This window comes from Kordiimonas marina (genome assembly GCF_023006325.1).
GTDB classification, from domain to species: domain Bacteria; phylum Pseudomonadota; class Alphaproteobacteria; order Sphingomonadales; family Kordiimonadaceae; genus Kordiimonas; species Kordiimonas marina.
In genome coordinates, this window is record NZ_JAINDF010000009.1 from 1 (window position 1) to 26,445 (window position 26,445).

Annotated in this window: 19 protein-coding genes; 5 read left to right on the top strand and 14 right to left on the bottom strand. The window is 49.6% G+C overall.

All coding sequences use genetic code 11. The annotated features are described in order from the left end of the window. Positions 1–190 precede the first annotated feature (190 nt). From K6118_RS16705 to K6118_RS16760, 12 genes are all read right to left on the bottom strand, one after another. Entirely contained in the window at positions 191–610 is a 420-nt protein-coding gene (locus K6118_RS16705; RefSeq protein ID WP_247121633.1) for a very short patch repair endonuclease, read from the bottom strand. A 42-nt stretch (positions 611–652) separates the two neighbouring features. Next, positions 653–1,753, bottom strand: a complete 1,101-nt coding sequence (locus tag K6118_RS16710) for a hypothetical protein (protein ID WP_247121634.1) — start codon at positions 1,751–1,753, stop codon at positions 653–655. A gap of 18 nt (positions 1,754–1,771) precedes the next feature. Beyond that, positions 1,772–3,385, bottom strand: coding sequence for a response regulator receiver domain (locus tag K6118_RS16715; protein ID WP_247121636.1), 1,614 nt, complete (start codon positions 3,383–3,385; stop codon positions 1,772–1,774). A 20-nt stretch (positions 3,386–3,405) separates the two neighbouring features. Continuing rightward, positions 3,406–6,360 carry an ATP-binding protein gene (locus K6118_RS16720; protein WP_247121637.1) on the bottom strand — a complete coding sequence of 985 codons (2,955 nt, stop codon included), beginning with the start codon at positions 6,358–6,360 and terminating at the stop codon, positions 3,406–3,408. 69 nt (positions 6,361–6,429) lie between these two features. Then, the gene (locus K6118_RS16725) at positions 6,430–7,488 is read right to left on the bottom strand and encodes a DNA cytosine methyltransferase (RefSeq protein WP_247121638.1); all 1,059 of its coding nucleotides are present in this window, start codon (positions 7,486–7,488) and stop codon (positions 6,430–6,432) included. Continuing rightward, complete coding sequence (locus K6118_RS16730; protein ID WP_247121639.1) at positions 7,485–7,730, bottom strand: helix-turn-helix domain-containing protein; 246 nt, start codon at positions 7,728–7,730, stop codon at positions 7,485–7,487. The genes K6118_RS16725 and K6118_RS16730 overlap by 4 nt, the downstream gene beginning before the upstream one ends. A gap of 195 nt (positions 7,731–7,925) precedes the next feature. Continuing rightward, positions 7,926–10,481, bottom strand: a complete 2,556-nt coding sequence (locus K6118_RS16735; protein WP_247121640.1) for a type IV secretory system conjugative DNA transfer family protein — start codon at positions 10,479–10,481, stop codon at positions 7,926–7,928. Further along, positions 10,481–10,999: a hypothetical protein gene (locus K6118_RS16740; RefSeq protein WP_247121641.1), complete on the bottom strand. Its 519-nt coding sequence runs from the start codon at positions 10,997–10,999 to the stop codon at positions 10,481–10,483. The genes K6118_RS16735 and K6118_RS16740 overlap by 1 nt, the downstream gene beginning before the upstream one ends. Positions 11,000–11,074: 75 nt before the next feature. After that, positions 11,075–12,112: a type IV secretory system conjugative DNA transfer family protein gene (locus K6118_RS16745; RefSeq protein WP_247121642.1), complete on the bottom strand. Its 1,038-nt coding sequence runs from the start codon at positions 12,110–12,112 to the stop codon at positions 11,075–11,077. Between the two features lie 235 nt (positions 12,113–12,347). Then, entirely contained in the window at positions 12,348–14,096 is a 1,749-nt protein-coding gene (locus K6118_RS16750; RefSeq protein WP_247121643.1) for a recombinase family protein, read from the bottom strand. Further along, on the bottom strand, positions 14,032–14,292 hold the full coding sequence (locus tag K6118_RS16755; RefSeq protein WP_247121645.1) for a hypothetical protein: 261 nt from the start codon (positions 14,290–14,292) through the stop codon (positions 14,032–14,034). The genes K6118_RS16750 and K6118_RS16755 overlap by 65 nt, the downstream gene beginning before the upstream one ends. Continuing rightward, a complete protein-coding gene (locus K6118_RS16760) occupies positions 14,289–15,572 on the bottom strand; it encodes a hypothetical protein (protein ID WP_247121646.1) in 1,284 nt (427 codons plus the stop codon). Before K6118_RS16760 ends, K6118_RS16755 begins: the two co-directional genes overlap by 4 nt. Before the next feature lie 622 nt (positions 15,573–16,194). Between K6118_RS16760 and K6118_RS16765 the strand changes: the two genes are divergently transcribed. Continuing rightward, on the top strand, positions 16,195–16,704 hold the full coding sequence (locus tag K6118_RS16765) for a hypothetical protein (protein ID WP_247121647.1): 510 nt from the start codon (positions 16,195–16,197) through the stop codon (positions 16,702–16,704). Positions 16,705–17,065: 361 nt separating this feature from the next. On the opposite strand, the gene K6118_RS16770 is transcribed toward K6118_RS16765, so the two are convergent. Both K6118_RS16770 and K6118_RS16775 read right to left on the bottom strand, forming a co-directional pair. Continuing rightward, positions 17,066–21,205 carry a hypothetical protein gene (locus K6118_RS16770; RefSeq protein ID WP_247121648.1) on the bottom strand — a complete coding sequence of 1,380 codons (4,140 nt, stop codon included), beginning with the start codon at positions 21,203–21,205 and terminating at the stop codon, positions 17,066–17,068. A gap of 252 nt (positions 21,206–21,457) precedes the next feature. Further along, positions 21,458–22,066, bottom strand: a complete 609-nt coding sequence (locus K6118_RS16775) for a tyrosine-type recombinase/integrase (RefSeq protein WP_247121650.1) — start codon at positions 22,064–22,066, stop codon at positions 21,458–21,460. 412 nt (positions 22,067–22,478) lie between these two features. On the opposite strand from K6118_RS16775, the gene K6118_RS16780 reads away from it, so the two are divergent. The 4 genes from K6118_RS16780 to K6118_RS16795 all read left to right on the top strand — a co-directional run bounded on the left by K6118_RS16780 (position 22,479) and on the right by K6118_RS16795 (position 26,443). Beyond that, positions 22,479–23,555, top strand: a complete 1,077-nt coding sequence (locus K6118_RS16780; protein WP_247121652.1) for an inositol-3-phosphate synthase — start codon at positions 22,479–22,481, stop codon at positions 23,553–23,555. Positions 23,556–23,557: 2 nt separating this feature from the next. Further along, the gene (locus K6118_RS16785) at positions 23,558–24,439 is read left to right on the top strand and encodes a class I SAM-dependent methyltransferase (protein ID WP_247121653.1); all 882 of its coding nucleotides are present in this window, start codon (positions 23,558–23,560) and stop codon (positions 24,437–24,439) included. 251 nt (positions 24,440–24,690) lie between these two features. Further along, the gene (locus K6118_RS16790; RefSeq protein ID WP_247121654.1) at positions 24,691–25,755 is read left to right on the top strand and encodes a hypothetical protein; all 1,065 of its coding nucleotides are present in this window, start codon (positions 24,691–24,693) and stop codon (positions 25,753–25,755) included. After that, a complete protein-coding gene (locus K6118_RS16795) occupies positions 25,736–26,443 on the top strand; it encodes an ATP-binding cassette domain-containing protein (RefSeq protein WP_247121656.1) in 708 nt (235 codons plus the stop codon). The genes K6118_RS16790 and K6118_RS16795 overlap by 20 nt, the downstream gene beginning before the upstream one ends. Positions 26,444–26,445: the final 2 nt, after the last annotated feature.

The window sequence follows — 26,445 nt, forward strand, 5'->3', positions numbered from 1 at the left end:
CTGCGGCCGAACACAGCTTCATTCACCGTCCCCTCGCAACAAGTTAAAAGCCCCTGCCACACGAGGTGACAGGGGCTTTTAATGGTTGCGGGGGCTCGATTTGGGCTTCACTTGGAATACCACAATATTGGTATCCTTTCGCCTTACGTACAACTCACAGCCAGAGACCTTCATACTACGTCTAAATAATTCAAATAACCTCTTGTATTTTCTTTACAACGGCTTCCAAGGACAGATCTGGAGACTTCTCGAGTTCACACTCCCAAATTCGGATGACATTCCATCCATGCTCTTGCAGTTGCTTGGTCTGACGGAGGTCTCGCTCAATATTCTCCTGAAACTTGTTCTCCCAAAATGACCGACGCGTCTTAGGCATGGAGGCCTTCTTACAACCTTCATGGCGATGCCAAAAACACCCATCTACAAAGATTACAGTTCGATATTTTTTTAGGACGATATCAGGCTTGCCCGGAATCCCTGCTACATTGACGCGGAATCTGTAGCCAGTTCGATGCAGCATCGAACGCAACATTTTTTCTGGTTTCGTATTTTCACATCGAACCCGCGACATATTCCAGCTTCGATGTTCCTTAGAAAGTCGATCCGCCAAAACCTTCTCTTTCGGGGCAAAATACCCATTTCATTGTATGTGCTAGCTCTTCTTTTCTTTCTTCGTCACATTAATTGTAGCAGCCGCAACACCCGCAGCAAAAAGTGTTGCTCCTGGACCTGAGTTTATCTCGATTGTGTTGCCAGTAATAGATTCCATTATCTGCAAACATGCAAGGCCGCCCAGCATACGCACACCATACAGGCTAACGCCCGCAATCATAAGTTGGCCATGTTTGATAGTTGGGCGCAGAGCCTCTTTGGCCGTTTCCGTAAAGCTTTGTAATCGCTTGGCCGTTATAGCTTCAGGCCTCACCTGTCCCAAATTGATTAATTCGCCCAGTTCGTTGTGCAAGGCCTTTAATTGTTCCAGCAAGTTCTCTGGCATGCCGTCAGGCGGATTGGGGTCATTGCGTTCGTGTTCATAGTAATGCACCCAAGCGGCCAGTTGCTCCAAAGCAGCCGGACCCAGGACAGTTAATTTCTTCGCTACTTCCTGAACTGACCGTTGGCCCGTCCAAGAGCTGGCTGCAATTGTAGGCACTCCGTATTCGTCTTGGTCTTCAGCGAAACTCAGATCGCCGTCTTCTCCCAAATCCATGACATGTTGACGATTATCCAGGATGATGCGGATCGCAGACACCAGGCCACGAAGCTTGTCATCCTTAGACTGCAGCAGAGCTGACAGGTTAATTTTGCGGATTGATTGCTGTGTTGAGGTGTTTGAGAAATATGGATTCAAGAGCTGCCAGGCCACAGGGTTGTCTAGCTTCTGAAAATTACTTTTATAGTAGACTGTATATTTTTTTACTGGTCGGTGGTCGACGTGTGGTTCAGCAAAGAAATGCTTGTTCTCACAGGCCCATTTGGGAGAGGCCTTTTTTCGATCTCTAATCTTTCGTGAGCCACATTCAGGACACGATTTTAGCGGCTTGAAATCGTCCTGCTCTTCTTTTCGGTCTACAATGGATACGCCGCTGATGTCATCGTCTTCCCGAATGACGACTATATCATCCGCGCTAATGGCCTTATGGTTCTGAACGAAATTGTCAAAAACATAACGTTCGGAAGGAACATTCTCGTATCCATCGTTACCGGAATAACGTTGTGACGATACGATCAAAAGTGTCCATGCGTTAGTCATATCAATTTGGCCGCGAGATTAAAATCCGCGTCGCAACCATTCAAATTCGTCTACGCCAATACGAGTTAACTTTGTATTTGCTTCGGCCGCGATACGGTGGGCATGCATAGGGTCGACATCGGCAATCCAAATATACTCAGCATCATCCGTTGTTCTAAAAACATATTGGCCAGTTTCTTTCTTAAGGACTCCCAACACTCGTTGATGTTTTGGATTGGCCAGAAATTTTTCGTATTGATTATGCTCTGCTCCAACACTCAATTTTAACTTCAGACTTTCGTCGCCATCTTTCAGGTATATGCGGAATGCATTTGTATTTCCGCCCGTACACGCTTCCAATCTCAAAAGGGGGAAATATCTACTCCCCGTAATGCGCACGGCATCACATACCGGCATTGCACAAAAATAATAGTTCCCTCTGGATTTGACGACCGACCCCATCGACAGCGTCGGGCGCCAACCTTGGGGCAAACTGTGAAATCCATCAGCTTCTCGGCTCAACTTTGATAAACGCCCAAGAATATTGGTCGTGCTTTCTTCTTTTGCTGTATCCTCATCAAACAGCCGTTTATGGGCCTGCCGCGGGAATATCCCCTTACTCACATTATGTTTAGCGTTATACTTCTGCCGAACTTCGTCTAGGCCCTCGCTCAAGCCTTTACGGACAAGTTCCAAAGGGACTACTCCCTTAAGAGCCCCCTCTTCACCGAGTGTCCCATATTTAGTATCAAACCAAGCTGTAAAGCGTTCCTCTGACAAACAGGCATGGTGTATTCGATCAGTCGCCAGAATGGCTCTAAGCTGTTGTGTCAGTACATCAAACCCGAACCCCATCACATCATCACTGTCGTCAAGCAGAAGCCTATGCCCCACGAGGGCGGGATCGAGCGAGTTTTTAAAGACAGAGAGAAGGTGGTGTGTATTTTTCCTGAGGGAATTGACGGCACTAAGCGCAAGTGTAGGCATTAGGCCCCGTGTCAGCTTAACAAATTCCTTTACAGTTTCGGCAGGAAGGGCTGCTTCACTTATTGGTGCCGGCCCAAGAGACCCTTGCTTGTTGAAGAATTTGACCCGAACACCGTCTCCCATCAGTGAATAAGGATCTCCTTCTTCATCCTCTAACCCGTAAGCCTCAAGTGCCTCTTTAGTTGCATTGACGCATTCAGCCAGCTTAGGGTTATCGGTATAAATAATAACTGACCTTAGCCGACCATTTTGCGCTTGGTCTAACTCGAATATTTTTTCCAATAACTTAAGAATTAGCGTCTCGTCATTTGGCTTCAAAAACCAATCCAAAATAACAATATCCGCATTCACGACAGCGTCGGTCGTTTCCTCAATCAGCTTCTCAGGTGAAATATCTTCAGGAGGCTGAAACACCCCACACATAATACCCAGTTTTAAGTATGCGCCGACCACGGCCTGGACATCTAAGTTGCCGTCAGTAACATCGCGTGGCCCAGCCCCCTCAACAGGAATAACTTCCAGAGGTTCATCTTCGTCCACAAGCTCCATACCGGCTTCCTGTAGATCGTCCACCACTTCAGCCACAGAAGACATTGCCGCTTTATCATCAATGATAACGGCTGTCCGTAAGAACTCTGTTGCAATTTTTTCTTCTAGATCAGCCATACATCCCCCCAATATTTGATTTATAATTGTTTGCTGATCACAAAGGTGGGGGCGTTCTGTACTCCCACATTCTCCAGTGAAATATTCATGTCGATCTGATTCAAAATTTCCCTGGAAACAGCCATGCCAATCCCTGTCCCATTTGGCTTCGTAGAAAAACCAAACTCAAAGATGTCTTCAACGTCCGCAACGTCGATCCCTGGTCCCGAGTTAGTTACCCGGATGTCATCCTTGCGCACATCGAAGACAATAGTACGTTTCCCCGCATCAGAACGCGTTAGCCAATATATTGCGTTGTCCACCAAATTAACGAAAACAGGGAGGATGCAGGATGGGTAAGAGTTAATTTTATATTTCTGGAATGCCGGTGTAATTACCAACGAAATATCATTCCCGGCCAGTTGATCCCCAAAGATGGCTCTTACAAATTTTTCGATGTCATAACCGGAAATATCAATAGCCGACCGCTGCATCCGTCGATCCATTGGAAGGAATAGCTGCAGATAGCTCTCCAGATGCTGAAAGCTTGTAACCAACTCATTATATATCTCTGTAAGGCCTTCACTCTGTTTAGCCCAAGGCTTTAAACGTTGTAATCCGCGATATAGATTGCGCGAATGGCCGCTAAATTCATGCTGTACAACGCCCAGCGCCATACCCACTTGCGCCCACTCCGAGAATTTCTCGAGCTTCTCCATTAATTCGATATTATGGCCCTCTAAAGCCTCGACAACAGATAGGTGGCTAGTTTCGATGTCGCCACTTAGATCCAGCGCTTCAAGTTGTTGATAGACGTCTTCCAATCTTGTAGTGACGTCCTCATGTATAGCCCGCACTCGGTCAAGGGAAGTGTTCCGAACACTGACCAAAACATCCTCATTTGCCAGGTTCTGAACCGTCTTATGTGTATCGACTTTGACTTCCTCAAGTTGTTTACTAACAGCCAACACAATACCATTAACATTCTCTCTGGTCTTTTCCTGGAGGCCTTCCAGGGATGCCCTAATACGATTGCGCAATTTGTTCGCGGCAGAAAGCGCTTCGTCAGCCCTTTCATATACGGGCGCTAAATATCGGTCCGTAGAGGAAAATTCCACCAGTCCTTGATCAACCAACTCTTCCAGCACTTCACCAATTGTGGCCTCCAGCGGCTTGAGGACGTTCTCTATGAACTCAGATTTCGCGGCTTCAAGGCGGACGTATGCCTTATTATCTACTTTTGATGGCTGAAACCCCCTCGGCTTAGGCACTTCCATTTTCTTAGTGAGAGCCTCCACCTGGGTTCTTGCCGTATTCTCAACGGCTACAGCCTCCTTTCCGGCTTCAAGCGGATTCTTGATAGCTCGAATACGTCCTTGAGCAGCGTTAAACTGCTCTATTATGGCAGAGGCTACTTCATGGAAAAGCCCATTATCCAGATCTTCCTTGACAACACTGATTGCTTCTTTGAAGTCTTTTCTTTTCTTTCTGGTTCTTTCGTCATGCTTCTTCCGTATTTCCGCAGCGCGCTGTCTTTCTGTCCTCAATTCGTGATGAACGGTTGAAACTTTAGCGTCATCGCCCCGAAAATAGTCGATAGCTAGTTGCTGCAAAAGATTCTCTAGAAGCGACCTCAACTGGCGATAAGCGAGGTTCTCACGAAACCCTTCCCGCCCCGCTTTTTCTTTCAACTGTTCATTGTCTGCAGCCGAAATTTCCACACAGCCTGTCATTCGTCGATATGAAAAGAACCAATCCCTAGCAGACAGCGTTCTTCTATGCTCGATATGAAGCCAGTCGTAATCATTGTTGCCATATGGCAAAATACGAACGCCATCCCGGTATATATACACACCTCCGAAAGCATCCAATTTTGAGACAATTTCTTTCCAGTCTTCCTCGTCCATTCTACTTTCAACAAGGCGGCCTTGGACGTAGGCAATGTTGACTCTAAAAGGACCGCATTTTGTTGTTCCAGTAAACTCCGGCGGTGGCGACAAGGTATATTCATACTCAACCTCATCATAGATTCTTACTTTCCCACGAAATACACCGGTTTCATCGAAACCACCTTCAAAATGGTGGTCGGCCTTTTCAAATTCGTCCGGGGTAAAGAAGCTGTGAGGACCGATCAACTCCCTAGGCTCACCTCCGCTGTGGTGCCAAAACTCTGCCGTTACGGGAGCGGCTTTAGATCCCTTTCGCATGGTATTACTAAAACCAAGCAAATATTTCTGAATAGTAGATATAGAGCCAAGCTGGCTTGAGATCATCAGATCTAGATCCAATTCAACATTAGTCGGTTGAATCAAGAAATAGGTACCACCGGTGTCAGACGATAAATCTGGGCCTTCAAGATTCGATATCAGATCAAAGACATCCACCTGGTACTGGTCAATTTCCCTTAAAATCCGTTGGTAGGCGGGCTGAGACAACTCTGATTTCAACCCCTCAATGCTGCTCTTGAAATAGTCGCGGACCAGCATTAAATCTTCGGGCGCCGGGACCTTTTCATCCAGCTCAAGTATCGGAACATCTATGTTATTCAGGTCAAGGCCAGGCTGTTCAAATATCGTCCAGTTTATAAAGCCCAGGACCGTTTTATGGGCTCCGTCTGGCCGTATAGCCCGGGAGATGATGAGCACCTGTGGACCAATAGCAGCAATAGCTAACCGGCCAATGCCCTTTGCCCCCAAAATCGCCCGCCTTGGTAAATTCTTGGGGCCAGTCCACACTGGTCGGGTCAAATCATTTGCGGTCAGTTTGCTTTCCGTTCCAAGGGCAAGCCAGCGGTTTTCGTAGTCATCCAGAGTCATCCCAAAACCATCATCGCGTATAGCTAACAGGTTCTTGTCAGGGAAATAATCGATACGGACTTTATCCGCATAGGCATCATGAGCATTTTTGAGTAGTTCATGCAGAGCTGTCGGAACGCCAGCTATCTGCTGTCGCCCTAACATATCTACTGCTCGTGCTCTGACTTTAAGTTTTGCCACGTAGGCTCCTCATGCATTAATAAGTTGCGTAGACTGTCCCTATCATTGCATCAAGAGAATTCTCACAATCTACTGTATCAGTGCAGCTATTCTCTCAGCGATTTTAGCCATCATTTTGGGAGGAACGGCATTGCCGATTTGGCATGCGACTTGAGAGGCATTCCCGGAAAATTTATAGCTGTCAGGGAATGTTTGAAGCCTAGCAGCTTCACGTAAAGTAATAGCCCGGTCCTCAACTGGGTGGCTATATCTGCCCTTCGTAAGATCAGTGCATCCTGTGGTGAGGGTAGGCGCAACATCTTCCCAACACATCCTCCCGTAACTATCAGGATATTGATTGTCTGCTAGTCCTTTGTGACATTCCAGAACCAAACGATCCGGGAGAGAAATACGGCTTCCGCCATTTTTGGGAATATGCTTGAGACGTTCCAGTGTTATGGCATGATGTCGGCGAGAAAAATGTAATGGATCTTTCAGATCAGCTTTCTGTCCGATGACAGGACTCACTAGATCTCCGATAGCATCCCGTACTGTCTCTATAGCCACAGGGCCGAGCTCTGTGAGCTTTTTCAGATGCTGCTTACGTTTCGCCGCAACAAGAACCATCCGCGGGCGACGCTGAGGTACACCAAGATCCGCAGCATCAACTGTGTAAGCTTTACCCACATGATATCTTAATTTGCTGAGTTTTCTTGTTAATTCTGCAAAAACTGAGTGGCGTTCAATTCCAGGAACATTTTCAAAAAATATGGCTTTGGGCTGAAAATATCTGGCAAATTTAACTGCCTCCAAGACAAGCTCTACTCGGTCATCTTCGTCAGACCGCTTCTTGTTTCGGTTGCTAAAAGGCTGACAAGGTGCACAAACGGCGAGAAGGCCAATTCTCTTGGGTAGATCCGGAAAATCCCTCTCTGGGCGCACTTGAGTAATGTCTTTCAGTTTAAAGTCGACCTCCGGATGATTGAGCTCATATGTTTTTCCAGCTATCGGGTCTATGTCTACCGACGCCAGAACATCAAATCCCGCCTGCTTTAATCCCAAGGTTACAGCTCCTGACCCACAAAAAAGATCTATAGCTGTGGGTTTGACCGTCGCATTGCTGTTCTTTGAAGGTGACCGTTTCGTCATTGTTGATTTACACCTTCAATTTTAAACACGCCCACTTCGTTTTTGTGCCGCTTGAAGCGTATGCCAGCCCTTTCAAAGGCCCCTTGTACAGCTGCCATTGTGCGTGTGGATGTTCTGGGAAGCCCTGGTGCTGCTTCAATTCTATGGATTGTGGAAATACCGACTTTTGCGGCCCCAGCAAGGTCAGACACCGACCATTTGAGTGCACTGCGAGCCATTCTTATTTGGTCACCAGTGAGCATGCCCTACCTCCCATCTTTGAACATTTTTCGTTCATTTTCGAGAAATATCAACCCAACGGCGAAAAAAATCAAATATTATTATTGGCTTAGCTTATCTATTAGGATCACGCGTCCCTTCGGCAACGCTCCAGCACTCATTTTGCACGACCAACGTAATAAGAACATATCATGAGCATACAAAGGATACCAAGCCCTCTATCGTAAAAGAACGCTTTTTATCTGCTCCTGTCGACATCGACGATCATTCGCATTTGGCGAAACATCAAACGATACTTCTACCTCGTACCCGGCAATATATTTGGTGCATTGCTCAGGTACCGCATACTTCCCAATCCACGAAATCACATCATCTACGACGGCGAAAAGCACGCTCGTCCACTTTGAGGGAGGGAGCCTACGCCGTACAAATTGCTTTAGCCTTTCTTGATGATCAATTTCTGGTGCAACCATCCACACCACATCAAATCCGTACGCCAATGCCTTTTCGATATTGGATAGCTCATATGATTCACGGTTAGTTACCGAAACCTCCACAGCAACCCTGAGCCCATGCCCGAACAGTGCTACGTCAACACGCTTATCGTTAGGGAGCAAATATTCGACTCTCGCAGCAAAGCCATGTTTCTTGGCCTTATTGGCGATCCGCTCCTGGAGGGCGCGATGCCCCGAAGGAGGGGCTTCTTGCGCTTTCTCGAGCGACACGGGGGCTGCAGTAGCGGGCTCCGCCACTGAGCACGCTTCCTGCACAGACTCCGGTTGTGGCCCACGAGGTGTCACTTCCGGTACATGGCACACCCGCCCCCAGTTTCGCTCTCGCTGCTCAGCCAATTCCTCAGCGGTCCTGGCCTCCATATCTTCGAGGTATCCTAGCAGGATATCCACCTTAAGGGCGTAAGGTGTTTGGTTCCGAACGGATATCGCGAACTCGGTATGGCTTGAGCGCTTCTTCATAGAGAGCAGCATGTTTGCCGTCGTTCGCATATCAGACGCCAGAGCACGAGCATCTTTGTCACTGATACCACCAGCAAATTTGATCGTCGTGTTGGCAGCGAGCACCGCATTCAACCGTGGGGAAGTCTGCGCCAGATTTTGGTGTGCCATGATGAGGCCGAAGTGCTGCTTGCGGCCCTGAATGAGTAACGCCTCAATGGTCTCGTCGAAATAGTCTTGTGCTTCATCAACATAGAGGAAGGTCGGTGTCCGTTCATTTTCCTGGAGCGTGGCACGCTCCATGATGGCGTGCTCAATGAGGGACAGAATGAACCGCCCGAAGATTGCTGCACCATCAGTCTTCAAAAGATCCTTGGCCGTGCTCACCAGCACAACTGAGCCCTCATTCAACACGTCGAAGAAATTGACCTTAGACCTCGGTGCGGAAAACAGCCGGTCGAAGGTGGGGATGGAGAGTATCGTATAAAGCCGCTGTTTAATCTGCTGCCGAGTAGAATTGAACCCAGACCGGGAGAATTCATGCTCAAAGAAACGCTTGGCGGTGGGGTCCAGCTTTTGAATGTATTTCTCAAACGGTTTCACGCTATCCATCAACTCGATCATCGTATGGATAGTTGCACCTTTGATGGTGAGCATCAGTCGGGCGATGTAGCGGAACACAGAGCCCTGCTTGGCTGTGAGCTCGGCCCCCAAGAGGGAACCGAAGAAACGGCCATAGATGTCCACGAGAGAATTGAACGCCAACTCCCGCTGGTGCGGCGTATAACTCTCCAGCCGGTCCAAGCCAGCATCAAACAGGTTGAGCGCAGGCGGGTGCTCAATGTCCGCCGGATCAATAATCAGTAGCCGGTCGGCAAGTGGGCCAGTCAACAGCTTCAGGCGCGAGAGCTTCCGTATCAGATCACCTTGGCTATCAATCACCACCACTGACTGCTTGTATTCCTCGGCCTCCATAAGGTCATAGTGGATCATGTACTGGAGAAGCTGCGTCTTGCCGTGGCCGGTACCACCGAGAATGTGGGTATGCTCGAACCGGGTTTGGTCGGAGATAGAGATCGTGAGTTCCTGGTTGAGCAAGCGCCTGAGCGGTGTGCCACCGAGATAGGTGTCGCAGAGTTCTTCGGGATCTTTGATCTTCGATTGCTCCGGCATCCGCACCGCCCTGTTGGCGTGCTTGGGATTACTTGGATCACCCCCGGAAGCCAGAATGAGGTTGTCATCGAGCTGTTCCCGCAGTCTTGTAAACAGCTCGCGCTCCTTCACCTCCTTGCTAAAGAACGCGAGGATCATGCCCTCAAGAACCGCTCCAGCATTCGAAAGGCCTCCCAACAAGCTCACCGTAAAGGAAAGGCCATCGCGGCTGTTGGGCATCGGCGCGTCATAGAGGGGATAGAGGCACTGTGTCAGTGTGTCCCGAATGCAGACATAGGAACCATCAAAATCCTCCAGAGGACTGCGTTGCCGCTTCAGTTCCGCCCGGAGATCAAAATGCTCAGCAATGGTATGTCGCTCATCCCAGTCGACACGGGGAAGTTGGAACAGACCTTCGTAGTCCAAAAGTTCCAAAACAAGCGCGGCGAGACGTGGTACTTGAGAATGCTCGGCTGGCAGCCCGAACGCCTCAGCAACATCCAGGGCCAGCCTTGTGGCAAGCGCTGTCCGCCCCTCCTGGTCAGCCAGCCCATTCTCATTAAGTAGCCGTTCGACCTTCGTATAGAGCCGCCATGTCTCACCCTCTTCCTTGGGGCGGAAAAGACCGTTGACGAACGCATGGAATCGAGCCCCAGCATGGAGTGGCATCAGATACCCTTAATGATGACCTGCCGGGCTTCATCCTTGGGCAATGCCTCTATAGGATTGCGCACCTCACCATCCCAATGTTTGGCGCTTTCCATCACCTGACGCAGAAAGGCACAAATGGTTTCCAACCACGCTTCCTTGCGGGCCAAGTCAACGACGCTATCACAGGTAAAATAGCGGCCATGGATGAGGTCACGAACATAGATAGTCTCTCGGTTCTGGTGGAAATACCAGAAGCCGTAACCGACACCGACGAGTACCGCCAGTGTGGCGCTTCCCAATGCCGATTTAAACATGAAGAAAAATAGCAACCACCCGATCAAGAACACGCCGAAGCCCCGCACGGCGGATTGTTTAATCAGACCTGGCTGGAATGCATAAATAAGAACAGCCTCATCAAACCGATATCGCTCGATGAGAGCATCCTCCTCTTCGCTAAACTCAGCCTTGCCAAACAGCCTGAATGCAACACGCCCCATAGAGCCTGTTGTCTGCGAGCGCTTGAACAGCAAATCCATGATTATCCCCCCTCATATGAAATGCCCTCGCGCGAAATACTATCGTAAAAGATGTAACATAACTACCGAAAGAAATTATGCTGCTCGCCTGAAGCCTCCTGGTGGCAATGTTTCAGCGCTGAAGGGACGGGATGGAGCACCGTCGATCATTAGCTTCAGGGAGATATGATGGTTGGGCAGGTTGACCAAATCCTCCTTTGAGAACACCGGATGAAACTCCTGAGCTAAGTACGGGGCATCCTTAGCACCGACGCGGAACGATATCAGCGTGCCTACATTACCGAGCACCGCCAGTCGGATATTCTCCGGTATCTGATGCAGGTGTTGGTGGGCGAGAACCAGCCCTACCCTCATCTTGCGAAGTTCAGACACCGCGTTTGCAAAGCTTTCGGTGGCGAAGTTCTGAAACTCGTCTGCATAGATGAAGAACGGTCGCCGTGCCGTTTCTGGCTGGTCCGTGCGGCTGAAGGCAGCATTGGTAAGCATCGTGACAAGAAGACCACCAAGAAGGGAAGAGGCATCTTCGCCAACCTGGCCTTTCGCTAGATTAACGATCAGTACCTTGCCCTCGTCCATAATCTTGCGAAATGACAATGGCTGCTTGGGCTCCACAAGCACCCTATACAACATTGGATCTGCCAGAAAAGCCCCAACCTTGTTCAGCACAGGGCCAAGCGCACTTGGACGATTAAATCCACTTGCGACAAAATCCCGTTCCCAGAATGCCCGCACTTGTGGGTTTGCGATCTGAGCTATCACGGTGGCCCAAAATTGCTCGTCCGCAAGCAGGCGCGACACATCCGCCAATGTGGCGTGAGGTATATCGAGAAGCGCCAGCAGAGCATTCCGCAGAATATGCTCCATGTTCACCCCCCAGCTATTTCCACTCCACTGCTTCTTGAACACGTCCATGACCCCTGAAGCAACGAGAGGGCGTTTCTCAGCGGACACGAACCTGAGTGGATTACAGCCATACGGCTGCCCCAAGTCTGTAGCATTGAAGTAGATGAAATCGTCGGAACGGGATAGCGGAATGCTCCTCGCCATGCGATCCGCAAGATCGCCATGTGGATCAAGCAACGTGACTCCTCTACCCGCATGGATATCCTGCATCGATAGATTTTCTAGAAGTGTGGTCTTCCCGGCCCCGGTTTTCCCGATAACATACATATGAGATAGACGATCTTGCTGCCCAACTCCAAACCGCCGCCTCCTATGCCTTGAGCTGGCGTTGCCGATGTATGAAACTCCTCGAAATTGTGACATACGCTCATTGTCTCCACCTCAAGTAACAACCGCTAGGAGGGGACAACCCCATGCACCCAACAGCGGGAACCGGGGTGGGGTACTAGGATTTCTCTAGCCAGCGCTCGACCTTCCCAATACTTTTCTTAAGCTCTCCAGGGGGTGAAAGTTCGGACCGCCGCTCTGTGGCCCCGCCCTCTGAGTCAAAACGGCTTTCAAACATTTTGAATCCATTTTGAGCGCTAAAATTCAACGTATTTCCCGAGAGCGAAAGTTCGGAAAACACAATTTGGGCGAACGCTGCTTTTTTGAAGGAATTCGTCAAAATATAGCTGGAATGAGCGCTTTTTAGGAGTTCGGAAAGTTTCTCCAGATCTTTCAAAAATTCCGGCTCCATACCCTCTTCTGCACCCCGCATCTTGTCCTCCATACCCTGTAGCTCGTTATTCAACCTCGCTTCCTCGGCCACCAAGCTGGCAGCCTCATAGACTCCATTCTTCAATAACGTGAGCTTGTTTTCCTTAAGATATTCCAGATCTTCCCGCAGCTTGCGTTTTCGGCGTTCATTCTGCTGCTTGTGCCCTTCGAGTTGCTCCTTGAAGGCTGCGTATTCAGTCAAAGTGCGTGCATCCAATTCGGCCAATTCTCTGTCAGACGGAATAAGCCGTTCTATAGCGTCTCCAATCTGCTTCTCCAGGGCCTCCAGCCTGTGATTTCTCACGCTATTGGTACAGCCTTCCGCACAGTGAACCATCAGGTACAGAATGCCCTTGGTTTGGTAAGGCGAATACATGCGTCCACACTGGCTGCACCGTATCATGCCCCTAAAAGGCATCTCTGCCTTTTTACCCTGGCTAATGTTCCGGCGCTTGCCATGAAGGATCGACTGCACCTGATAGAACAGCCTGTCGCTCACCAGCGGCTTGTGGCTCTTGCTATCCACATAGCCCCCACGATTGTCAGGCACTTTGCCGATATAGAATGGATTGGAGAGGATACGTTGCACGGCTCCGCGACAAACAGGAAAAGTCACTTTCGGGGAGCGCGCCACGTCATCCTCACTTAGCATCTGTTCCTTTGTCCGGCGTCTACGCATCGGAGGCGTAGTGAGTCCCTCTTCCCGCGCCCAGCGCGTCAAATCTGATATCCCTACATTGCCCTTAGCATACAGCTTAAACATCTTGCGGATAATCGGTGCGCGGTCGGGATCAAACGGCTTGTCATTTGACTTTCCAATGTTGAGGTAGCCGATTGGTGCCTTGTGCGTGCAGATGCCCTGCTCCCGCAAATTGAATTGAGCCAGACGCACTTTTTCACTAGTCACCCGGGAGTGGTGCGCTGCGAACATGCCATCAATATCCATATGAAGCGCGCCCGCGCTGGAGTTGTCATATTGCGCATAGGCAAACTGGATATCGACGCCGGCACGCATCAATTTGGCGATGATGGCATCGTCCGCCTTGTTACGGCTGATACGGTCCCATGAGAGGCAGATGACGCCCTTGAAATAGCCTTTGCTCAATACCTGGATCAGCCGCTTAAACTTGGGCCGTGCAATGCGGTACTGCACCATACCGGCGCCGTTTACGGCGATATTGTTGTCTTCCTTGAAACCAGAATGTCGCTCGGCAATCACGCCGTCTGTGCAAAAGCCTGAAAGGGAAATGTGGGCAATAGCAAAACCACTTCGCTCAGCGAATTTAAGATTTTCTTCCCGTTGGTAGGCGAGTGAGTTTTTCTGGTTGTCCGCCTCGTCGGTACTTTTCCGGTCATAGACAAGATAGTGATCACGAAACTCGCCGTCTCGCACGGCTCGCAGAGTATGGGTTTCTATTCGAGGTTTCGTTTTCATGGTGGATAGCGGCGTCAGCTTGCTCCAAAGCCTGCTGTACCTTGATCTCGCGAACGAGCATGGCCAGTTCGGTCAGCGCCTCGATTGCCTCTTCGGACAGGACATAATCTTTGGGATCGATATGGGGTCGGTTCAAACCACTGCTGGAATGGCTTAATGGCTCATTTCCTCGCTTTTCCGAGGTCTCGCCAATCATAGCTCCCTATCATCTAAATTGCGAACCTGACTTGGGATATTGCCCGGTACCCCACTCGGGTTCCCACTATCCCCAGTTTCCTCCGGATCTGCAGGAAAGATAAACTTCCTGCTGCGATTGTGCGGGTCGCGCTCTTCGATAACAAGCCCGGTTGTTTCCAGCATGGGAAGGATCTGCTTCCTGAGCTGTGTGGCGTCGAGCATGCGGCCGTAGACATGGAAATGTTCTGATAGCACCTCACCTCGCGTCAACCCCACGACACGACCGCCATAAGCCTTGTTCTTGTCTCGCCACGCCGACAGGATCACGTCACGATAGATGGAGTAGATGTAGGGCGGGAGATTGAGCTCCTGACTTACCGACAATTCCTCCCATAAAGCACAAGCCTCGGCAAAGTCATCTGGATGAACTGTAATGGTGGAACCATCCCGGTCCCGCCACCAGAGGTTCAGCAACGCAAACGCCTTCATAAGCGAAATGAAGCGCTTTATATCTCGTTGAGACCGCGGCCGCAGCACCTGCTTATCATCAAGGAACACACGCTGAATTTCCGATCGCAGCTTGGGAGTGATACGGATGTCCGTGATATGGGCGTCCTTGATCATCTGCAGGCGCTCTTTGAGCTGAGCTCGTCCTACATCCCGTTCCACCTTGGCTTCATATTTCGCCCCACCGCTCTCGCGCTCAATAGCTGCCCCAATGCTTTGGCGGATTTTGTCCTGGTGTACCTCCGGCGACAGCAGGAAGAAGCGGGTGGCTTCCTGCTCATCCACTCTCAAGCCAGCCGTTGAGAAGATGACGGACGGGAAGCCCTTCGGCAGCACGTCTTTCGTCCGGAGCCCCTGCTTCTGGCTCTTATCCGTGATCTTGATATTGATCGCCTTGGAATCATGGGAAAGAAGCGGCCTCAGGCGCGATAGAAGCTCATTGTGGGGCTGATCAAGGAAGATCAGTATCTTACGCGACAGGTCGACTACCACGCGCCCTTTCTTGGCTTTATCCGGCACCCCCACGTCATGGAAAAAGGCCGTCGGGCTACAATAGCCTATCTGCATCACATCATCGGCGGGGAAGAGTTTAGCAATCTCGATGGGAATGTAGCTTTTCCCGGTCGACGAAGGCGCATTGTAGGAAACATTGAACTGATCGGCCTCTGTGAATGCCGACAAAGCACACATGAACGTAACCAGCTTGTTGGTTCGGTCGTGCTTTATGGTGAGATCAAGAATACTGGCGAGGCGATCAGCATTTAGTGGCTCAAAGAGTTGTTGTTTGGACATAGGGAATAGCTTTATCGGATATGCCCGTCAGTCTACGGCACCCTGCGACAACAAAGTAGGAGACGAAACGTGCCGGTTCCGGCACGTAGCATCTGTACCTTTCCACAAGCAAACGCCTGAGCTCACGCAGCAGCATGCTATAAAATGACTGACTGACCCACTGCTACCAATGTGCCGGAACCGGCACGTTTCCCCCTCTAGAATGGCCGCTCTCCCCGCCTTATTTTATACAGGATGCCGTACCCCAAGTATCCGGTATCGCCTTTCATAGTTCCATGGATCGAAAACCAACAACACTTAGAAGCCACCGCAAACGCCACGGATTCTTGCAAACCGAGGTCGCGTATCTTCTGGGGGGAATTAGTTGGGCTAAAATTTCACGATATGAGCATGCTCAGAGGACACCGCATTTGCGAACAGCCCTCGCATGCGAAATCATCTTCGGTACCCCCATCCATGAACTATTTCCCGGCGTCTTTGACGACGTTGCCACTCACATTAAAAGACGTGCTCGCACGCTCCTGAAAGAACTGGAAACCAAAGATTGTCCTCAATGCAAGAAGGACCGCCTGATCGCCATCATCGATGCGCTTTGATGCGCGCGAGATAACCAAATTACCTTATGATCAAAACCCGTGCCCGGGAGCAGCTTGTTCTTGCTGTGTATCCCAGTCGCATTGGCTTCGGCTATGCGCTCTATAAAGGAAGCACTCTGCAGGAGTGGGGGATTAAGTGGGCCGCCAAAGACAAGAACAAAGTATGTGTCCGCAAATTCAAACAGCTCATCGAGCTATCCCGCCCAGACGCACTCGTTCTGGAATATATCCCCGATGAAATAGCAGAGCGCCGCCCCCGAACCGCCGAACTGAACAATGCCCTTGGCCAAATTGCCCGAATGAACCAGATGAAACTGTATCGCTATTCAAGGGCAGAGATACGCGACGCCTTTGCCTGCCACGGCGCTCGAACCAAGCACGCAATTGCTAAACATATTGGGGACACAACACCAGAACTGCAGTCACTGGTCCCACCTCCTCGCCGGCTCTGGGACCCGGAGCCGGATGCCATGACATATTTCTCAGCGACATCCCTGGCCCTGACCTATTTCCACTTCGCAAACCCAGAGAGATAACTTTCAAGCCCCGAGAAACTCCTCGGGGTTTTATGTGAAGCAGGAAAACAAAAAGGATGCGTGCCCGGCTTTCTTTTGGGAAGGAAGACCGGGCACGCTTGCCCTATCGCGCTGCTCTTCCAGGGAGGGAAGAATCAACGAAAGGACCTCTAGGTGGGGGATAAGCCTCGCCGCCATGCTCAGCGGCTGGATGTCCATGTGGACACTTCATTGTCATCCCCTTGAACACTTTTGCCAAAGGGCTGTCGAATCCCCTTGAACAGTTCGGCCATACTGTTCAGGGGGACTTCATTTGGAAAAACTGAGGAGTTGTAATAGTAGATTAGCGGTAATGTCGGTTTTGCAAGGGTGGAAACATCGGTCACTTTGGCAGATTTTTCTGCCCCCAGAAACGCATCACGAACGATAGCGCCGCTGCGGTGGAAGGAATACCTGCCACCAGCAGGTTCATCACATCGCTATAATAGGACGTTACGAAGTAGGCAACGATGGCAAGCGTAATCAAGAGGGGTATGCGCACATAGAACCAGGCCGAACTCGAAATCTGCTGACGCCAAAGCTTGATCCGTTTCGGACTTTCTGCGCCGCGTATAAACAGTGTGAAGCTGTCATTGGCAATTCTCAGCACCGGATCGAACCGGATAAGACCTCGGCGCAACAAATGTCCAGTCGCGGGATGCATAGGGTGAGCGCAGTCGCCCGTCGCCATGGAGTGCAATAGAACACGCTCGGCAATGGTGCATTCGTCCCATAACCGGCGATAGAATCCCCTGGCTAGGTCCTTAATCTTACTGGTGATCATGGCCCGATCGGTGATCGGATTTAACGGATCATCCGAAGACCGCCATTTCTTCAGAGCTTCACAGAATCTTATTGTCTCAAAGAAGGCGTTGCATTCCCGCTCGATGAAAATATCTGGATTGTACCCCCGGTTCAGCCGTTGGGGGACGAAGGCCGGTGGCTTGCCGTAATATTTCAGGAACTGCTCCAGAACCAGTATCCAGCGGTGAATTTCATCAGCGGTCGGATCGGTCGAAGGCTCAACTACGCGGCGGGCATAGTTGTCCGGCTGCGTCAGTTTGTAGAGCGGTGAAACGGTGACGATTAGGAACAAGATCAAGTCATTGTCACGACTTAGCGTCTCCAGAATTTTAAGCAAAAGCTGGCGGCGTGTCTCATCCTCAAGCGGCGGCTCGAACCCGGTAATACGGAAGTAATAGCCGCCAGGGTGCCCGCAACGCCAAAGCGGAAACTGACGCAACCAGTCATTCAGGCTATCGGTATCAAGGGATAGGTCAAGATCTTGACACCGATCATCCGGTATCTCCGCCATCTTGCCCTCAAAGACCCTCCGCACGCCGGGCTTCTTAAGAACCTCCTGAATCGCCTTCTCAAGCGTTTTTTGGCCGTCTGATTTGGGTTCATCGAGATGGTCAGGCACACGGATCATCATATGATGCCGTCCTGGATCGTTCTGCAAATGCTCCTTGCGTGGAAGGTCCTGAGGCGCCCCCGCAAGGGATGTTCCAAACAAATACTTGCCTACAACTTGAATGAAATAACCGAGGACACCCATTACGAGCACAGCCATGACAAGGATCATTACCCATTGCCGTGGCTTCAGCGACCCATCTTCATAAACAGAATTACAATCGTTTTCTGTCTGAGGCGAGGTGGAACAGGGGACCACTCCAGTGGACACACGATCCATATCACGAATCCGTAGATCGAGATTACTGAGTGCAGGGAACACTTGCCCCTGATAGTCAAACAAGCTGTTTCGCACATAGTCGGCAGGCCCACGATAAGCCGCGAATTCCTGACCATATGACCCAACCGGCAATAGGCCTCTCGCCAACCTCCCCTGCTGTGTCGTTCTGTCTGCAGTGTTAGGTTCGTTGATAGTGCAGTCCAAACCTTCCGCTTTTCCGTTGGCAAGAAGACACTGACTGTCCAGCATGTCAAACAAGGCCCTCGTCCGCCTGGTTTGGTCGCCTACATAAGTCTTGCTGACATAATGTTGATAGCGGTCGACCTGATAGAGCCAGAGGTCGTGAAAGATCAGCAGACCGGGCAAACCAACGAAGCAAAGAACAAGAACGATGCTCCGCCAATAGTAGCGGCGGGCAACGGCAGGGGCCGCAGTATCGCGCGTACAACCGTTGGGTTTCCAGATGTAGCCTGCCAACCAGAGCCAACCAAACAGGGTGATGGGAAGAAAGGCCAGCCCCACTAACCACTTTGCGGCATAGGCATCAATCCCCAGCCTGTCGATGTAGGCATGGGCAACGAATACGGCCATAATGACGAGCAACCCCAGTAAAACGCCAGCGTCAGAAACCGGCAAGCTGCGAGGCCAGAGAAACGCCCAGGGGTCCAATTTCAACAGATATGCCAGGGCCTGCCAGCATAGTGCCAGGATCAGGATCCATACTGCATAGAGAGTAAACAGGGAGTATGCCATTGCGCCTGTCTGAATGGTCAGAAGGTCAACCCGCCCGAGATCATAAAAAACGATGACAGATAATGGGATATGTTTGAACTTCTCAGTAAAGGGTGTGACATAGCCTACATTTTCCGATCCGTCGTAGAAGAAGCGTGCCTTGCCCTCCCCCCCCGACCTGGCATCCAGAAGAACGGACATGTCCTGTCCATCTTCCATAGCGGCGAAGAAGTTCTCCCGGTCACGGCGATTGTCGTCGGTATGGAACAGGATGTCCCCGGTTTCACGATTGACAACCATGAAGCGGAACCCATCAGGCAGGACTGCCTTTTCAACCGTTGTCAGATAGAGCGCCATGGCGACGACTGCCACATCGCGGACAACAGGCCTGCTATCTTTATCCCAAAGTTTGCAGGCGTCTTTTATGTGAACTGGGCGAGATACTTCCGTTTCAAGTCCATTAGTCGTCAGGGAGCGGATACCATCGACATAGACCACATCTTTCGTGGTCGGTTTCTGCCTCCACGCGCCGCCATAAACGATCTTCCGGAAATATTCCCGCCCGCCTAGGTTTAAGCCTGCGGGTACAGCTTGCCTTATCCGGGTGGACAAAATGTTGCCGCAAAGTTTGCCCGTTGGGGAAATGGCAAAAATATCAATAGGCTGCAAATAGGCCTCGTTTCCTGCTTTGTTCGGAAGAAGTTTGATAGGAACGAATTTCGAGCATGAATCCGCTGAGCCACATGCCTTCTTATTTTCCTCGCCTTTCAGTTGTTTCAGATAGACGGCATACGGGGTGCCGCCCCCAGGAGTTGCCACATTGAGGGAAGCCGACACGGCCAGTTCATCTTCTAGCCGGTCCCGAATCTTGCCAGCCATAGATTGGGCCGCGTCGGTGAAACCTTCCTCGGTTTGGAAATGCAGAAAGGTCACGACAACACTCTGTAAGAGCAAGCCGCTGCCGAGTAGACCGCTTGTCAGAAGGATATAGAGCGTGCCCATGCGGAAGGGCTCGGAAGGCCCTCGGAAGCGTAACTTGATGTAGGGCCATGCGAACAAGCCAAGCAGCAACACCCCCAAGAAGATATAGCTATAGCCCAGCCGGACTTTCCATTGGGTACGATTGAAATCCCTGGCCTTCACTATGCCGACGATCGTCCATGTGTTACCCCACATGGGAGGGCACGGTTTGCGTTCTGGTTTGCAGACTGGTTCGGTAACTGAGGTTTTCAAACGGTATGGCAAGGCGAAGATCAGATATTTCATGCTGCCCACATTGATCGGCACAACCAGATTTCCGGCGGCGCTCATAAGTGCGATATCGTTTGTCTTCGGTGTCAGTCCATCAAGCGATACTCTTTGTGAACCGATCATCTGGTTCTCGAACTTCAGATGGCTGAAACGCAAGTTCCCCTGTGAGCCCACCTTCGCCCTATCGACCAGCGATGCATTGCCCGACTGGAAGAATACGGTGCCGTCCTCTCGGGCAATCGCAACGGCCTCAAACTGATCAAGGGCAAGGCTCGGATCGATCAGGTCTTGAAAGGGAATGGTGATTTGGAGGGCTTTGCCCGTCCCTGACCCTGACTGCGAGCCTCCCGCATCTTTCTGTGTTTTATCGCACTTGTGCCGTTTAGTTTCCCAAATGAAATCCGAAGATGTTGCGGTCAGTTTTGTTGTGTCCTCCTCTTTTCTTATTGTACCCGAATCTTCAGGCTTGCCCTCAGCACCCTCTGACTTACCATCTTCCGTGTTCTTGACTTTTTGCGAGTTCCCTTCGGTCTTCTCGCCGAAGTCCGCATTCCGATAAAAAGAAGTCGCTCGCAGTTGCTGTATTCCTGCCGTATCACCCAGGCACTGCACAGCATTGTAGGGATGCTCGAGATTTGCATCCAATTGCTTAGCAACGTCATTAAGTGCGCGGAAATTGCGTGCCTCGAAATAGGTTTGGCGCTGTGAGAGTGCGACAAGAAGATAGAGACCGCCGACTAGAAGGACGACGGCAAGCGTCATAACGGCAACCAGCATCCACCGGCCAGATGTATGTTTCTCATTCATCGAGAAACTCGCCACGCAATATTTTGATGAGTTTTCTCAACTATAAATAGTCTAAGTACGCAAAAAAATCAACAAATAAGAGAAAGTTTTGTTCCACTGTTGCAATCATAGATTAACGAAAGTGTACGAATGCCATAAAGCCACTTAATTCGAAGGGGCGGTTGCAATGAGAGCCCATCAATAAAAATGCGATGGAGGCTCGTGCTTTGATTTAATGCCACCTGCAGTAGCTTCATTGCATTATATATCTTGCTAATCGCCCTTCCCCTCAACAAACCCCCTCCACAACTGGTTGGCAAATTGTCGTTCTTCCGGCCCCGTCGCATTGGTGTAAATTGCGGTGGTATGCATGTGCGTGTGGCCAAGCCACTTCTGCACCATATTGAGCGGTACACCCGCCTGGATCGCAGACACTCCTAAACTATGCCGCAGCCCCCTAGGGCTTGCGTGGATGCCCTCGATACCCGCTAGGTCCATAACACCTTTCACTCGGGACCAGCCGGTCGTTCGGCACCATGGCCAAAGAGGTCGATTTACGCCCGGGGCGCTTTGTTGAGCATCTTTAATACCGTGTACCCTATCCAACACCTTCAGCAGCTCTTCCGGGACTGGCACAGGCCGGTACTGGCCTTTCTGACGCTTTTTCAAACACTCGAAGACAATGGCCTGCCCCTCAAAATCTATGCGCATAGGTGTAAGGGCCAGAACTTCTGAGATACGAGCTCCCGTATAGGCCAATACTGAACAGAAGGTCATGACTTCCGGTTCAGCCGATGCAGCAACCTCCAGAAATGCTTGCCGTTCTGAAAGGTTGAGATATTTACGATTGCCGCAAGCATCATAAACAAGAGATGTCGTCATGATATCCACCACTCAAAACAAACACAGTTGACATCAAACCTGAATATGAACAGTATGGCCGAACTGTTCAAAATGGCGCGTTTCTGCGGAAAACTCATTCTTTTCATCATACCATACCCTCGGCGGGGCCGCGCGGTCGGCCGACCTCCGGATAGGTCTTCCACTTTGTTTTCGCTTTCTAGATGCCTGTGGCGAACGCTGGCTGCAAAATCATTGGCCGCACAACAGATATAGTCGGTGTCGTGAAGAGTAACAGTATGTCACCCAACAGTGCACAAAAGAGCTACTAAACGCTCCCTCATATAGGGTACGTTCAGGTTCCACTGGCTATTCTTGCCAGCCAAGGCAAGGGGTTGTCTTATGGGGCAGCTATAATACAATGATGTTATAACAATATGGCACAATAATACTTATGAAAAACATTCGGATAGCTATTGCCGGTATAGGCAACTGTGCAAGTGCTCTGATTCAAGGCGTTGAATACTACAAGAACACAGACGACGAGCCAATTGGCGTCATGCCAGAGCTCGGAGGATATACTATTCCCAATCTCGAATTCGTTGTTGGCTTTGATGTACACAAAGACAAGGTAGGCAAGTCTCTTGGCGAATCCATTTTTGTTGCCCCAAACTGTGTGGAATTTCTGCACAACGCCGATTCACAGACAGGACAAGTGCTAAAGGGTGAGGTGTTAGATGGCTTGGACAGCGCGATCGGAGAATTCGTGCCAACAGATCAATCACAGCAACCAGTTGATCTCGAAGAGGTGTTCCGTAAATACGAAATCGATGTATTGATTATATTACTTCCAACAGGATCCCAAAAAGCAGCCGAGTATTATGCGCGAGCAGCAATTGCAGCGGGCTGCGCTGTCGTAAATGGTATGCCTGCGGCCATCGCGAACAACGAAGAACTGATTAAACAGGCGGAAGACAAAAAAGTGCCTATCATTGGGGATGATATTAAATCTCAGATTGGCGCAACCATCACACACCGCGCGCTTACAAACCTCTTCCCAATACGGCATGCAATTGTGGACCGCACCATCCAACTCGATTGGGGAGGTGATATGGACTTCCGCAACCTCACCAGTAATCAGCGTTACGACACGGGAGGGAAACGCCGTTCGAAGACAGAAGCTGTCATTGATGGACTTCCAAATAGGGACACGATCGAAGCCCATGTATCAGCCGTAGACTACATTCCGTTCCTTAAGAACCAGAAAGAAGCATATACACGAATTGAAGGACGAATCTTTGGAGGAAAATCTGTACGGCTCGATCTTATGATTCAGGTACAAGACGCATATAACTCTGCAGGCATTCTGGTAGATGCGCTACGAGTGGCTATGGTTGGTAAGCAGCGTAGCGTGGGGGGAGTAATTCATTCCGCAGCATCATTATTCAACAAACGTCCGCCGAAACAACTACCAGACACGCTTGCAAATGAACGACTACAGAAGTTTCTTAACGGCGAGTTAGACAACTAGATATGGAATATCAAGACGTAGTGCGTGATGTGTTGTCACGCTCAGATCTCAAAGAGTTTGTTGTAAAAAACTTCAGGGTGTCGATGACCAATCTCGGTTTTACCGAACCACTGCTAAGTGAATTCCTAGACAACATCGACAATCTTGATCTCGATGCTTTCATCGCGAGGCATAAAGAAGAGCTGGCACGCGTTGAGCTCGGACATTTTTTTGATGAGCTCGTGCCACCATTCTTTGAGAAATATATCCTTCCTGAAGTGCCCAAGGGAGGGAAAGTGCTTGATCTTGGCTGCGGCCGAGGGACACTCATAAAACTTCTCGTCGACCGAGGTATAAACTCTGAAATCGTAGGTCTTGATATTATAGAAGCTTCTGAGTGGGAAGATATCTCGCCTGACGATGCTCGTCTTTGTGTAGTACAAGAGGAAGACTTCGTATCGTTCATCGAAAAAGAACAGCCTGACGCCGTGGTTGCAACATGGGTATTCCATCATATGGAATACGAACAGCAAGTCAGATACCTGGAGTCCTTGTACAAGGTGCTCAAGGGCGGTTCAGTCATCGTACTCCTTGAAGACGCATATGCAGACACCATTCCCCCAGAAATGCGCCAAGAGCGACACGATGCCCTCATGCAGTGGAGCAAGGAAGATCGTCTCAAGATTATGGGTGCATACGATTGGATTGCGAACCGCATCTTTAGCATGAGAACCACCATGCCAGTACCCTTCGCATACCGCACGGTTGAAGAATGGAATGAAGTGCTTAAGAAGGCAGGTTTCGCTCCAATAAAAGATCGCTATATTGGCTTTCCTGATAACCAAGACGTGCATACACCGCGATCAGTAATCGTTGCGAGTAGAGCTCTCGATAATATCATTTGATATATTTTTTGTGTACCCCCGAAACGTGAGTTCGTGCCTGAGCAATGATTGGTCATACGATCCATTCCTATGCAGAGATCTCGGCCTAAATCCATCGAGGGCTCGATTTCGCTCAAGCCTCTCAAGTATAATCATTCCCTATATGTCGCCACTCCGCAGGATTCTCTACTATATGAATGCTTGTACAATTTACAATTTTAAGCAAAGATCGCAAAAGTAGGAGCTAGGAAATCCCACCAAATAGGTTCGCCATGACGCAAGAACAGACGCAAGAGCTTGCGACAATTTTGCCTCAAGATAAATTTGAGGCAATCTTTGGCAGCGGCATAGAAATAGAAAAATACATACTTCCATCTGGCAATTTTTTTTCCCGATTATATGAAGAACAGAAAGAGTATTTTAAGCAACTAAAGAGCAGACAAGTCGAAACAAGTATCTTTGACCGGATATCGATGTACGCTGCGACGTTAACCTCTGCTTCCCGCCATATGTTGCTATGGGTTTTCTTATCTATAGCGGTAAGCGTTATAGGAGGCACAGTGGGCAGCTGCGGAGGTCTACTATCCTACGGGTGCGGATTTAGTAAGTTTGAACAAACAAAAATTCATCACGCGCTTCATTCCCTGAAACAGCCAAATGAGCTAGCCGGCGGCAATACCTCAGAAAATACTCCCAATATAACAACTACCCCAAGCGACCAATTGCAGTCCCAAGCCGATGAGATATCTGTGAAAGAACTGAGCGGGCACAAATTCAACGTTGCCGCATTTCAAGCTCTATTGGTAACATTTGCTTTTATCCTCGCATTCACACGATGGCAAATTGGTAATCGTCAGTCAGGAATGTCAGAGCTATTCGAACGTAAAAAGGAGGTAAACCTCCTAATTCTTGGCGGGGACTCAAAACTGAAGCAACTTGTGTCTGGAGCCACGAGCTTCAAACACTCGACCCAAGCTCAAAATAACAAAACAATCACCCCAGAAGAGTGTCGTGCATATTTTAATGAAATAACTTACAATAAAAGGAAGGCTTCTGATATAGATTTCGATGAAAAGATGTTTACTTTTCTTGAACTAGACAACTTGGAATTCGCTTTTTCGAAATATAAATCCGGTTTACTTGATGCGGAGCAAATGTATAGATCGTGTGAAATATTTGAATCGCGATGCCTAAACGAAGACTTCAGATACCTGGCCGCAATGCAAGGGTTTTCCTTTTACACTGAAGACTTTCACCGAGTATTGGGATCCCTACTGGTAAGAGGGTATTTCTTTAGCCAGAATCAGAAAAACGCCGATGACGAAACAGTTATTTAATATACAAAACTTTAGCTTCTCCTACTCTTCCCCAAATGATGGGGCCTGGCAGTTAGATATACCAAATTTTACCATTGGCACACAGGAGCTTTGCCTTGTCAGTGGCGACAATATGTCTGGAAAAACCACATTCTTAAATCTGATTGGCGGCCTTCTGCCACTGAGCAGTTGTGTTGGGACGATGCATGTATACGATCATATAATTGAGCATCGAGAAGAACTTCTACCTCATTCGATATTGCTTTCCACCGATGACAAAATGTTTCCTGAGTTATCTGTCTGGGAAAACGTCTATATTGCATTGCCTCATTTCCCGCTCTCTCAGAAAAATAACCTGATAAAAAATCTGAATGATTTCTTGCAAGAGAGTGACATCTTCTCCTCTGATATTCTCAACATCGCACTAGGTAATCTGTCCAGTGGGGGAAGAGCCTTGGTAAAACTAGGAAGAGCTTATGCCTCCAATCAACCGCTAGTAATTATTGATGAAATATCGAGCTTCCTCGATGCTAAAAGAGCATCATATTTTTTAGATAAAGTAATAGCTCTAAAAGAGACAGGACGATCCGTAATCGTAGTATCTCACAATGAGCGAGACCGTAAGCATCTTCTTAGCCACGATGAGACAAGAGCATATCATATCTCTCGCAAGCTTGATAAGTCCACACTCATGAAATTGGACGTATGAAC